The sequence below is a fragment of the Chryseobacterium barbadense genome (genome assembly GCF_042849955.1).
In the GTDB taxonomy this organism is placed as follows: Bacteria; Bacteroidota; Bacteroidia; order Flavobacteriales; family Weeksellaceae; genus Chryseobacterium.
The window spans coordinates 1-13,167 of the sequence record NZ_BAAFHL010000059.1 but is presented as its reverse complement, the minus strand read 5'-3'; the positions used below and the strand labels follow the sequence as shown (position 1 = coordinate 13,167).

11 protein-coding genes are annotated in these 13,167 nt (G+C 35.6%); 3 read left to right on the top strand and 8 right to left on the bottom strand.

Features of this window, described 5'->3' with window-relative positions:
• The 4 genes from ACGHIN_RS14700 to ACGHIN_RS14685 form a co-directional block, all read right to left on the bottom strand.
• Nucleotides 1–301 (bottom strand): ArsR/SmtB family transcription factor (locus ACGHIN_RS14700; protein ID WP_390455098.1); only part of this gene is annotated, 301 nt, incomplete at its 3' end.
• 70 nt (nucleotides 302–371) lie between these two features.
• On the bottom strand, nucleotides 372–2,075 hold the full coding sequence (locus tag ACGHIN_RS14695) for an endo-beta-N-acetylglucosaminidase (protein ID WP_390455096.1): 1,704 nt from the start codon (nucleotides 2,073–2,075) through the stop codon (nucleotides 372–374).
• A gap of 225 nt (nucleotides 2,076–2,300) precedes the next feature.
• Nucleotides 2,301–2,933, bottom strand: a complete 633-nt coding sequence (locus ACGHIN_RS14690) for a response regulator (RefSeq protein WP_390455094.1) — start codon at nucleotides 2,931–2,933, stop codon at nucleotides 2,301–2,303.
• The gene (locus tag ACGHIN_RS14685) at nucleotides 2,933–4,891 is read right to left on the bottom strand and encodes a sensor histidine kinase (RefSeq protein ID WP_390455091.1); all 1,959 of its coding nucleotides are present in this window, start codon (nucleotides 4,889–4,891) and stop codon (nucleotides 2,933–2,935) included. Before ACGHIN_RS14685 ends, ACGHIN_RS14690 begins: the two co-directional genes overlap by 1 nt.
• Before the next feature lie 176 nt (nucleotides 4,892–5,067).
• On the opposite strand from ACGHIN_RS14685, the gene ACGHIN_RS14680 reads away from it, so the two are divergent.
• The 3 genes from ACGHIN_RS14680 (at nucleotide 5,068) to ACGHIN_RS14670 (ending at nucleotide 7,497) form a co-directional block, all read left to right on the top strand.
• Nucleotides 5,068–5,532, top strand: coding sequence for a hypothetical protein (locus ACGHIN_RS14680; RefSeq protein WP_390455088.1), 465 nt, complete (start codon nucleotides 5,068–5,070; stop codon nucleotides 5,530–5,532).
• A 76-nt stretch (nucleotides 5,533–5,608) separates the two neighbouring features.
• Nucleotides 5,609–6,598, top strand: a complete 990-nt coding sequence (locus tag ACGHIN_RS14675; RefSeq protein WP_390455085.1) for a T9SS type A sorting domain-containing protein — start codon at nucleotides 5,609–5,611, stop codon at nucleotides 6,596–6,598.
• Between the two features lie 365 nt (nucleotides 6,599–6,963).
• A complete protein-coding gene (locus tag ACGHIN_RS14670) occupies nucleotides 6,964–7,497 on the top strand; it encodes an LIC11966 family surface protein (RefSeq protein WP_390455082.1) in 534 nt (177 codons plus the stop codon).
• Nucleotides 7,498–7,634: 137 nt separating this feature from the next.
• On the opposite strand, the gene ACGHIN_RS14665 is transcribed toward ACGHIN_RS14670, so the two are convergent.
• The 4 genes from ACGHIN_RS14665 to ACGHIN_RS14650 all read right to left on the bottom strand — a co-directional run.
• A complete protein-coding gene (locus tag ACGHIN_RS14665; protein WP_390455079.1) occupies nucleotides 7,635–7,919 on the bottom strand; it encodes a bacteriocin-like protein in 285 nt (94 codons plus the stop codon).
• A 341-nt stretch (nucleotides 7,920–8,260) separates the two neighbouring features.
• A complete protein-coding gene (locus ACGHIN_RS14660; protein ID WP_390455076.1) occupies nucleotides 8,261–8,719 on the bottom strand; it encodes a PA2169 family four-helix-bundle protein in 459 nt (152 codons plus the stop codon).
• A 228-nt stretch (nucleotides 8,720–8,947) separates the two neighbouring features.
• A complete protein-coding gene (locus ACGHIN_RS14655; RefSeq protein ID WP_390455074.1) occupies nucleotides 8,948–10,462 on the bottom strand; it encodes a TSUP family transporter in 1,515 nt (504 codons plus the stop codon).
• Between the two features lie 4 nt (nucleotides 10,463–10,466).
• The coding region (locus ACGHIN_RS14650) for a TonB-dependent receptor (RefSeq protein WP_390455071.1) at nucleotides 10,467–13,167 on the bottom strand (2,701 nt) is incomplete at its 5' end.

Sequence of the window (13,167 nt, the reverse complement as noted above, 5' to 3'; positions counted from 1 at the left end):
TCATTATACTTTCCAGTTTGTTGAACCGGTCGTCCCACATTTTGCGGAAAGGTTCTATAAAATCGGCAATTTCTTTCATTTTATTTGGATTCAGGTGGTAAATGATTTCCCTGCCGTTTTGTTCCTGTCGAAGCAATTCACATTCTGCAAGGATCTGCAAATGTTTTGAAACGGTAGGTCTTGCGGTATCAAAATTCGACGCAATAGCGCCTGCAGTCATAGACTGTGTAGCAACAAGCATTAATATTGATCTTCTTGTCGGATCTGCAATGGCTTGAAATACATCTCTTCTCAAATTCATCGTGTAGTTATTTGACTACAAATATATATGTAGTTATTTAGCTACGCAAATTTTTTATATGAAATTTAAATTATTTATTAAAAATATTGAATTGACCTAAGTACAATTCATAATTATTGAGAGGAGTTCCGGTATGGAAATTCAATGCAATAACAGCTATTTCTCTTCCTTTATAAAGGGAAAGATCAAAAACAGAAGTGTTCCATTCGGAGCCGGAAGCCTTATCTATATTTAGGTATACAGGCTTAATAAGATTATCACTGAAATAAAGCGCTAATCTGGCATTGGTATTTCCGGCGGCCGGATATTTATAGGTTAAAGAAAATTTTGTTTTAGGAGTGATTGTAAGTTTTGTCTGGAATAATTTTACTGTCACATCATTTGCAAGATTCCCTGCAAATTGGATGGAGCTTCCTCCATTATAAGCATCATCAAAATAATACGAGGGCCGTAGAGTATTGGCATTCAAATCTGCGGAAGAAACAGCCCATTGCCATGAAGGCAAAATATCCTGTTTTCCCATATTGGACCAGTTTCTGGCTATTATTTTTCCATTGGTTGCCATAATTTTTCCTTGTCCCACATTGAAATCTGTTTTGAAGGGTAGCTTGTTAATGACCGTACGAACAGGCACATAATATCCAATTCCTTTCCAGATATGGATTCCATCAGGATCTGTTACTGCAACATTATTATCATCTCCGCAAAAAATCCGGGATTCTGTTTTATAAAAACTGGCATGGTCATCTGCATTGGTATTGTAATTTGTGAGTCCGCTGTTATAAGTCAGATTCATGGCAAATAAACCTAATGAAGTTTTCGGACTGTTTACCGGACCTGCATTTCCAGCCGGCCCATAATTATTGAACAGCTGTGTGATCCACGTATAGTCGGGAGATTTAGTGAATAAAGCCTGAGCGCCTGTTCTTTTAGGCCAGACATCGGCACCGGTGTATATATCAAACGCACTTCTTTTGATATTTCCTGCTGTCGTTACAGAAGAAGTAATCTGATCAGATCCCCACCAATAATTAGTAAAAAAGGCATCTGAAACCCGGATTTTGCCATTTTGCAGGAGAGAAGCGTTGGCATTATTCAGGGCATTTTGATAAGAAATTTCACCGTTTGGAGTCATCGCATCATACCAGTGGATTTCCATACCTTTGGACTTTGTAGCTTCCAATTGTGTCAACATTTCCATAAACTGAGAGGCTACGGATGGAGAAACAGACGATTCTACATTGAAAAACCAGCCGTCAAAACCATAGTATTTAGCAATTTCAATCAGCTTTTGAGCTGCAATAAATTTCCCTTTGGCATCTTTCTGAATAAGAAAATTCATTTCCTTATCATTAGGAAATACAGTGCCAATAATTTTAACTCCGTTTTTGTGAGCTGTATCAGTCCATAGTTTGGAAGGTATGGATATTTTTCCTGCAAACCAGATAAAAGTGTCCACATATTGCCAGTGGGTAAAATTAAAGGTATTGAATTTATTCTGTTCAGTGTACCAGGCTCCCCAAACGTCCATACCATCCGGAGCATAGCTTATTTTCATATCAAAGCTCTGATCCGGATTGAGTTGAGAAGTTAACGTTTTAGTGCGGGCAGCTAATGGTTCTTTAGAAACATTTCCTGGTATTGCAACAGAACTTGAAGAGGTCCAGGCATTAAGCTCACTGAATTCTAACTGAAGTTTACTTTCTGATGTTTGGGCAATTGTCTTGTTTACTGAAAAAGCAATTAAAAGAAATAATATTGCTAATTTTCTCATGGTTTTGCGATTTGTTATGACAAATTTAGTGTTTTCGTCAAGAACAGTATAGTAGAAAGCTATATTCCAGGTTAAAATAATTTGTCCTATAATTTATATTATGTTAAATTAAATGTTTTTACTGTTTATAAACCATTGTATAATACTCATCTTTATAACTTTTTGCACAATATATTAATATGCTGTATTTATTATCTCGATACTCATATAATTCTGATATAAAATCTATTCTTCAATAATATTTTTTAGAATTGCCATGGAAACGAGCTCTGCCGTATTTTTGACCTGGAATTTTTGTAACAGGTTTTTACGATAAGTATCAACTGTTAACGGGCTTAAAAAGAGCTCCTGAGCAATATTATTACTTGTCTTCCCTTTTGCCAGTAGCTGAATGATCTGCTTTTCCCTTTTAGTAAGATAAATCGGTTCAGCCGGTTGATTAGAAAGAATCTTGCTGATAATCTTTTTAGTATCATTACAGAAAACAATGTTTCCGTCCATCACTTCTTTTATGCTTCGTAACAAATCATTGACAGAGATATTCTTTAAAAGATAACCATTAGCTCCATTTTGCATGCATTTCATAATAATACTTCTTTCCGTATGATTGCTGAGCATAATGATTCTGCATTCCGGAAATGTGGCTTTGATCTCTCCGCACAGTTCAATACCGTCTTTATCCGGGAGGCTGACATCCAGCAAAATGATATCCACTTTGCTATCTTTCATAAACTGGATAATATTGGTGCCATCAAGGAATGTAGCAGCAATTTTAAAATCTTTTTCATTTTCTAACATCGTTATCAGGCCCTGAACCAATATCGGATGATCATCTAAAATAGCTATATGAGTTTCCATTACGTTATGTTTGTATTAAGTTGTATACTAATTAATGTTCCTTCATTTTCCTCGGAGGTAACCTCCATTTTTCCTTTAAGATAACTTACTCTGTTTTGTAAATTATTCATTCCCATTCCTTGGGAAGTAAAAGTTTGATCAATTCCTTTTCCATTATCTTCAATAGTGATAAAAAAATCCTGTTCGAATTGTGAACATTGCAGAATAATACTTGTGGCGCCTGAATGTTTGACAGCATTAGAAAGCAGCTCCTGGACAATTCTGTATATATTGGCCTGAATATTTTGAGGAATATTTTCACTAATATCTGTTGGTAAAAAATCAATATTGAGGTCTTTTCTGATGTATAATTCACACAGATCACGAATGGCTGCCTCAAGACCAAAATTAATTAGGCTTGCAGGCATCATATTTCTTGCCATTCTTCTAAGTTCGTAAATTGAATTGTCCACCTGGTTCAACATTTTATCAAATCCGGGCATTTGATCCGCCTTATGATCAAATGCCCAATTAGCCATATTGATTTTTAATACGGTCAGTAAGCCACCTAACCCATCATGAAGTTCTTTAGCGAGCCTTTCTCTCTCCTTTTCTTCTCCCCCCAGTACAGCTTTTGTAATTTTCAGTTCTTCAGTTTGCTGCACTTCCCTTAGTTTTTGTTGAAGATTAATCTCTCGTTGTTCAGCAAGTACCCTCTTGTTACGAAAATAAATGAAAGCAAAAGCCACAAATGATAGAAGAATAAAGATTACGATTCCGAAAATCCACAAATAAAGATTTTTTTTAGTGATTTCCAGTTGTTTTTCAGCAAGTTGTCTTTCTTTATCTTTAGTGTTGAATTTTGATTCGTATTTACTGATCTCAAGCTTTAAATTTTCTGTATGAAGACTATCATTCAGGGTGCTGTATTTTTTCAACCATAAAAATGCATCTTTTTGGTTCCCCAGTAGCTCACTGATAGCTGACATTTCGGCAAATAATGCTTTTTTATTATTGACTTCTAGCGGGAAATCTTTTTCGCTAAGGATGGAAGAAAGAAGGTTTTGGGCTTCGGTGTATTTTTTTTGTCCTTTAAGCAGTTCATATTTTCTAATGGAAAGCATTTGAATTAAATTAAACTGACGATATTTTTTTGCCAGAGCTATTCCTTTGTCAATGCTGGAAGATGCTTTCTCTGTATTTCCAATACCTACATTATAGGTTGCTTCTGTATAATAGTACATAGCATGATTTACTGATTCGGGAAGTCCCTTAATCATTGCTTCTGCTTTTTTCAACATTTCACCTGCCTGCTGGTTTTTGCGGAGATATATGAAAATAGTATTACCAGTTAGAAAGGCAAAAAATAAGGACGATGAAGCGGGAGCATCCTTCTCAAGCAGTTCAATTGCTTTTTTGTTGTACATATCCGCTTTTTCGAATTGGGCATTGTACATAAGAATTGAAGCTAATTGTGAGTAGTAATGTCCTATTTTGGTATTGTCTTTAGATTTTTGTGCTAACGGCAGGGTTTTTTCCGTAAGAATATTGATGATAAAAGGATAGCCTTTCTCTTTGTTAGCGATGGCAAAGTTATACCATGATGCAGCCTGAAAACTATAAGACTGCTTAGAATAAATGGGTTTGAGGGTCTCTATGGAACTTTGGAAAAGCAGGGATGCCTTTGCCGGATTATTTGCAGAAAAATATTGCCCTTCATAAAAGAGATATTTGCCTTTCATTAGGGGGTCATTTTTGCTAATGAGCTTTTTCCCGTTTTGAAGAAACATTTTACTTTTCAGAGAGTCTTTACTTCTCCAGTAATCTGATAATAACAGATAAGCATCTGCTTTGGATGCTAGGTCTTTAGTAATTATTCGCTGCAGGCTGTCCAGATAAGGTTTTTCGTTAATGGGAAGGATCTGCTGTGCCTGCAGATTGAAGAAAAATAAAAAAAATAGGAATAATATTAATTTCATCATCGAAGGTTTTTGTTTTTATATCAATATTAAATAAAATTATTAATATAAGAATACCTGAAATCAGGAGTGTTGGATATCCTAGAATCAGGATATAAAGTATCCTGATAATAGGGATTGACAGAAAGTACAATATAGAGCTAAGTTTGTAAAGCTAAACACATAAATCAAAAGAAATGAATAAAATTATTTTACTGAGTTTTGCTCTATTCACATTCAGCATCTCAACCGCAAAAGCCCAGAGCCTTTTTGATAAAATAGATAACGCCGTGAGCAAAGTAGATAAAGCATCTAATACGGCAGACAGAGCTTCTAAAACAGGTGGTAAGGTAACGTCATTATTTAGTAAAAAAAATAAAAAAGATAATAATGCCGGTTCAACCGCCGAGACCAGGACCATTATTCATATTGAAAGTATAGATCTGGCAAGCCTCAAAAAACTTAATTCCATCGTTTCAGGATCAACAGGAGTGAGTGATTCTAAAATGAAGTATAATGCTTCTTCATCTACGATCACGGTAATGCATTCAGGAAGTACAGAAAAGCTTCTGGATAACATACAAGCCAGAGCGAAAGGGATTATTTCTGATAAAAATATTACGGGTTTTGATGAAGGCAGTATAGAAATCAAAATGAAATAACAGATTTATCCGGCAATACACTGCAATAATTTGGCAGTGTATTGCTTCACTCATTATTCACAGAAAAAAATAAATTATGAAAAAAATATATTATATCCTTTTACTTTTTATAGGGCTGAATATTCCCGGCCAGCCTACTATTCCGGCCAGCCATGGAGGTTACATAGGAACTTTATCATATCATCATGCAGATAATACTTTATTGGGAAGTTTATCACCCGGACCATCAGGGGCCAATGTAACATGGAATTTTTCCCAGTATTCATCTGTAGCCACGACTTCACAAACTACTTATAACTGTCCCGGAAACAGCAATTGCTCGGATTTTCCTGCAGCCAATAAACTGAATACCCCCGGAGGTAATTCATATTCCTATCAGTTGTTTTCTAATAATGAAATTTCAACTATAGGCGGTAAAAATACAGATTCAAACGGAACTACGTTGCAAATTTTTGATGATTATAAGTTGGAACAAAAATATCCTATTGTGTATCAACAAACATTTACAGATACATGGAGTGACCATTCGTCCCCGGCCGGAACTACAAATACAGGAACACTTACTGTTACTGTGGATGCTTATGGAACCCTTATTACTCCATTAGGCACTTATCCAAACACATTAAGAATTAAAAGAGTACAGAATATCACGACTAACGTAACCGGCAACCCAACCATGACCGTTTATAGTGAAGCCTATAGCTGGATTTCCCCAAACCATATAGGGGCGTTATTGGTAATGACATTTAATGATGTTACTTTGACCGGGTATCCAACCAATCATACGCGTTCTTTCACTTTTGGGGATAATGGAACTTTATCCACGACTGATATTGATCTGGATAAGCAGATTGATATATACCCTAATCCGGCTTCAGATTTCATCAGCATACACTCTAAAGAGCCTATAAGGAATGTTTTGATTAATAATATAGAAGGCAAATTTATTTTACAATCCGATAAAAAAGATAGAATAGATATTTCAGCTATACCGGCAGGAATTTATTTTATTAAGGCAGAACTTAAAAGCGGGAAATCCATCACTAAAAAGATTATCAAGCAATAATTTAATTTAATTTAATTTAATTTAATTTAATTTCATTGAAATAGTAAGTATTTCCTTATAAGAATTATGATAGTATTGTACAATCAATATACAGTTATCTTGTGTCTTATTTATTTTGAGAATAGAGAATTTAATTGAAAATAAAAAAACCGCTCTTCTGAGCGGTTTTTCATAGTAACACGAATATGTGTTTATTTTAACAAGCGAGTAACTATAACTTCCCCGGCTTCTTCCGCTACTTTAGATGTTTTTTGTGATTATAAGACTTAATTCAATAAAAAACTTTTGTTTTTTTAAAAAAATCAGATATATTTTAATTAAAACCAGTTATATTTGCAGCAAATTAAATCACAGAATATTTTATTATGAAAAACTCGATTACGAAATTAGCTTTGATAGCTACCATTTTGTTCACTCTAATTAATTGTTCAAAGGACTCTAAAACTACAGAATCAGACTCTTCTACTTCTGAAAAAGTAAAAACCAAATCTATCAAAGATCCTGTAGAATTTAATAATACAATAATGCTAGCTATTAATGATCTTCAAAAGGATCAAATGAGTATGAATGATGCCATGACAGCTGGAGACTATACTAAAGCTGAAGAAGTAAGAGGTACGTGGAGCAAAAACCTAAATAACACTATAGATAAAATAACCTCTATTGAAACTAGTGGAAATGAAGCGGAATTTCAAAAAACGGTATTAACAAATCTAGAAACATATAAAAATATTGTTAATAATAAATATGTAGAACTAATTGATATTAGAAAAAATAAAGGAGATGAAAATAAAGACAGAGTATTGCTTACTGAAATTAATGATGGTCTAACTAATACACAAAATGCTATCAATGACGCATCAAGTAAATATCAAGAAAAAATAACTGCAGGAAATTAATTCAGAAATAGATTATAATAATAAAAGGGTGGCTTAAAGCATGCTCTTTTTTATTGGAAAATAAGAGAATTTAATTTGAAAATAAAAAAACCGCTCTTCTGAGCGGTTTCTCATAGTAACATGAATATGTGTTTATCTTAACAAGTGGATCCACATGCGAGTAACTTAATGGTAACAACCCCATTAATTACGCATTGTACTTGACAAAGTGTACTTCCTGCAAGATTGCCGGCAGCTCCTACGGCGCTACCCACAGTTCCTACAACACCGCCTACAACTCCACCAACAATAGTACCAGTACCATTTACGGCACCGCTTACTACACCACCCAGGCCATTGGCAACGCCTACAATGTTATCAAATAGTCCGTTACCTGAAATAGTTTTCAATTCGTTTCTGTTTAATTTTTTTAAGTTTTTCATGTGTAAAATATTTATTTGTTTATTACATCACTAAGATATGAATAATAATGATATGTTCATATGTTTTGAAATAAAATAATATAAATATTTTATTATTTAATATATTGTTAATATAAATGTTTTTTGTTGAATTATTATTAATATTGAAAATGAATTGAATTGCTGGCATTTTCAAATAAAACCTTTACATTAAATAAGGAAGATTTTAGTAAAATTTTCACTATGAAAAACTTTATTTCTGAGTTAATTTTTGAAAAGAAAAGTGCAATAGCCCCTCTTTTGCTTTTAAATTGTTGTTTGCTTAAATACGATTTGATATTTTAATGTTGTTATTATCTGCCTTATTCTCTTTCTTTATATTCTTTTATCTTTTCAAACTGATGGTAAGATTCTTTAAGGTTTTTTAAATGGCTTGTTATAACTTCCAGGCTTCTTCCGCTGAGATTCCCATTTTTAAGAGCTTCTTCATAGGTATCTATCGCTGCTCTCTCTCCGAAAACTACATTTTCCAATGTAGATTCTACATTGGCTGACAGGAAAGAATTCTTGATATCAATCCAGGTTCTGTGCAGTGTTCCGGCAATTGATGGAGAATCCTGAGGCTTTCCGTTGATTTCGGTAATAAGATCAATCAGTTCGTTTTTCATGATTTTGGATTGGGAAATCATATGGTCGTATTCATTCTTGACATCAGGGTATCTTTCCCATATTTTTCCTTCTACTTTTTCAAATCCTTCAATTCTGTCATTGGTAATATGTAGCAGATCATTCAATACTGCTATAGTCTGTTCGTTTTTCATGATAATATATTTTGTGGTTATGGAATTTTGTACAATAATTATGCCCGTAAATAGTAAGTTTTTATGAATATTATTCGTTTTTGAAGCAAAATAAAAGAGTCACACTGAAATCAGTATAACTCTCTATTACATTCTATAATAAATATCAGTAAAATTTATCGGTGGCAACACCAATTCTGGCTTTTAAAGGAATATTATAAATCCTGGAAACCATTTTTCAAATCTGCATTATAATAAAGACTTCATGATGGATATCAGGCTCATGATAATAACCAGAATACCTACCACCACAAACATTTTCTTTGTAGGTAATCTGGAAGTAAGCATGGCAGAAAACGGAGCCGTAAAAACACCGCCTAACAAAAGTCCTAATACAATGTTCCAATGGTGAATCCCGATGGTAAAAATAAACGTTACAGCACTTGTTACAGTAAGCAAAAATTTGGCTACCGTTGAACTTCCCACTACGTATCTTGGAGTTCTTCCCTCTTTGATCAGTGTTCGTGTAACCAACGGGCCCCATCCTCCTCCTGCAAAAGAATCAATGAATCCGCCGGCGAATCCTAATATCCTAAGGTTGGTTTTCCTTTTAGGCTGAACATTGCTTCCCTTTTTTTCTTTGAATGCACTCTTTAAGATATTTAATCCTAAATACAGCGTGTAGCAGGCAATGATCGGTTTTACGACGTGAGCATAAGATTCTCCGTAATACGATAACGCTAATGCTCCTGCTATTGAGCCCGCAATAGCTAAAGGAAATAATATCCAGACCATTTTTTTATTGACATTTCCCAATTTATAATGACTAAAGCTTCCTGCTGCTGTGGTAAATGATTCGGCAGAATGAATACTTGCGCTGATCACCGGAGGCGGAACATTCAGCAATAATAAAGTGGTGGTACAGATCACGCCATATCCCATTCCCATAGATCCCGCAACAATTTCTGCCAGAAAACCTGCCAACAGCATCCAGTAAAAAATATGTCCGTCCTTATTAAGAAAAGTCTGGATATCTCCTGAAAGGTTAAACTGATGAATAATAATTCCTAATACTCCGAAAAGAGTGAAAATGCCAATGATTCCCAGGTAAATATTGGCTCTTTTCTGTACTGTTTTGGTGATTCGTATCAGTTTCTCCATTTCCAGATCAGATGGAGTACTCTCTTTTTTTTCCTTGAGGTATTGAGTAGTAAGCTTGTTGAGTTCTTTTACTTTGTAATCAAAATCTCCTTTCAACCGGTTGCGGATATCCTGCATATTGTCCAATACATGATCTATTTCATCCGGAATACTCTCAGTTAACATTTCACGGACTCTTTTAGCTATGGTCGGAGATTTCCCATTTGTTGATACGGCAATTTTAAGATCTCCTTTTCTGACAATTGAACCCAGATAAAAATCGCATAATTCTGGTTTGTCAGCAATATTGACGAGCAGGTTACATTGATGAGCGTTGAAGCGGATTTCTTCTGCTAAAACAATATCGTTTACGGCAGCGATTACAAGATCAACGCCTGCAAAATCCTCCTTAAGATAAGCTCTTTCATGGATAAGGAGATTCGGATAAATGCCCTGTAAAGCTTTAATTTCAGGAATGATTTCTTTAGCCACTAATGCAATAGGCGTTTCCGGAGAATTGGCCAGAACAGATTGGAGTTTTTCCAATGCAACTTTTCCACCTCCGATGATCAGTAGTGATAGCTTTTCAAGCTTAAGAAATACAGGATACAAAGTATTGCTCATTGTATTAGAGTTTTAAATCATACGTGAAGGCTAAATAGTATAACCCTCCGATTTCCGGACCTGCGGCATATTGAAAATAACGACGGTTCAATAGATTGGTGGCTCCTATTTTAACCTGGGCTTTAATTTCAGGGATTCTCCATGTTGCCTGTGCATCAATGGTGTAATAAGCAGGAATATTTCCTGAAGCCAGCGGACTTTCCCATAAGAAGGCATCCTGCCATCTTGCGACAATCGTAAACCCTATATTTTTAATAATTTCTCTGTTTCCCACACTTACATTTACCGTCCATTTAGGGGTGTTGAAAGAGGTAATGAAGAGATCTGATCTGTTAGAAGATATAAGATCATTGTAAGACACATTCGCATTGATATTATAGTTTTTGATAAGGTTATAGCGGATTCCCAGGGAGGTTCCATAGCTTTTATAGGTACTGTTGCTGTTGGTATAAACTCTGTATCGGTCTTGCTTGCTGCGGTCAAGCATATCAAGAATAGCCTGATCTGTACCTATTTTCCCGTTTTTAGGAACTGCTACTTCCACTTGTCCCAGGAAGCCTTCGTAAATGTTGTAATAAAAATCCCAGTCGATCACCAGTCTATTATTAAAAAATACTGATCTATATCCTACTTCAAAAGAGTTGATCTTTTCCGGCTGTAATTTTTGCAGATCAGCGACTGCTAAAAGGTTTCTATTGTCCAAAGCAGCCTGGTTCTGTGTAGCTCCTCCATCTACTGCTGCATTCACAGCTGAAGTGAACTGATCTATAGAAGCTAAAGTGTAAGAGTTTTCAAGATAGCCTAATCCTTCATTGACTTTCGTGAGTCCTCCTACTCTTCTCACATTCCCGTTATTCACAAAGGAAAGGGCTTCAAATAAAGATGGAAAACGGAATCCGTTTTGAAAGGACGCCCTGAAATTATGCTGATTTACCGGAGAATAAACAACACTTATTCTGGGATTAAACTTGGTTTCAAATTCCGGATTTCTGTCGACACGCAAAGCCAGATTAACTTTTAGTTTATCGTCGAAGAAAAGTTTGGTAAGCTGTGCAAAAGCACCATATTTCTGGTAGGTCACGTCTTTACCGAATGTACCGTCAGCTAAGGGGATATTTCTTTCAGCGACAGGCCTGTTAAAATCCACAAAATTGTTTCCGTCCGGTGTGATGCTGTATAAACGGTAATCAACCCCTGCCAAAAGGCTGAATATTTTTACCCATCTGCTGAAGTCATAGGTAATTTCACCCTGATAAAAAAGGGATTTTTGTTCCAGTTTGGCTCCCCCTGTTGCCGGAGCTCCTACAACTCCTACATTGGCTGAATCCCAGTTGTTGATTCCGATAATGGTATTTTTTAACTGTTCAAAAGCAGCGGTTCCGGGAACTGCTCTATTCTTATCAGCTTCTTGTCTTGCCAGAATAAATGCATCATTCAAGCTGACTCCGGCGTTAAGGGTATTCTGTAAAGTAGTCTGGAATATGTTTCTCCAATTACTATTAGAGAGATTGGTAAGGTCAAGATTATCTGCCAAAGGTTTCAGGTTATAGGAATCTCCCGTATTTTCAATAGATACATAGGCTCTGAATGTGAGTTCTTTACCGGTGAGCTCAACTTTATGATTCTGAACCGTTGCATTTTGAAGACGGATTTTGTTTCCTCTTTGAAAAGTTCCGTCTAACAATCCGTAACGATATACATAGGATGTTCTCCACTGATCTCCGAAACGGTAATACAAACCTGCATCGAATTTGATATTTTTCACTTCCGGGCTTACCAGATCTTTTTCAAGATATCCCGTTCGTGAAACATTAAAAGTAGTGGGTTTTCCATTATAATTTACCTTTACCGCTACCCTGTTGTTCCTTTCGTCTCCGTATTTATTCCAGAGATCTTCAGCAGGATTATTGGTAAGAGGAAAATTAGGATTGGCTGTAATCAATGAATTAGGATTTTGATCGGTGTGGTTATCTGAAATCCAGTCAATACCATTAAAATAAGAAGCATTGATCTTGACTGCTAAGTTTTTATTGAAAGCTTTGGCAAATCTGATAGCACTCTCTCCTAATGGAGCAGTTTGATGGCGGAGATTATCAACATGATTCACTCCGCCTCGGAAATAGACACTCAAACCTTCGGATGTGAACGGGTCTTTGGTCTGGAGGCTGGCCAATCCGTTAATGGCATTCATTCCGTACAGAGCAGATGCAGCACCGGGAGTAACTTCCATAGACTGAATATCCAGTTCTGTTGGTCCTATTGCATTTCCCAACGGAACTCCCAATGTGGCCGACTGAACGTCTACTCCATCTACCAATTGCATAAAACGGAAATTATTAGGAGAATTGAACCCTCTGGAATTGGGAACCTTTAAGGTAAGGCTTGAAGTTAAAAGCTGTAATCCTTTTACATTTTCCAGTGTTTCATAAAATGACGAAGCGGGACTTTCACGAATGGTTTTGATATCTATTTTCTCAATGGCAATAGGTGACTTTAATGCTTTTTCAGGAACACGGGATGCTGAAATAACCACTTCATTAATGATCGTGTTTTGTGGATTAAGCTCTATGGCAATCTTATTGGATAGAGAAAGGATTTCTACCGTCTGGTTTGTGAAACCTTCTTTACTGACCACTATCCTGAAAGGGATTTTCACTCTTGTTCTCAGAACAAAATGTCCTTCCTGATTTGTAAGGGCTATATCC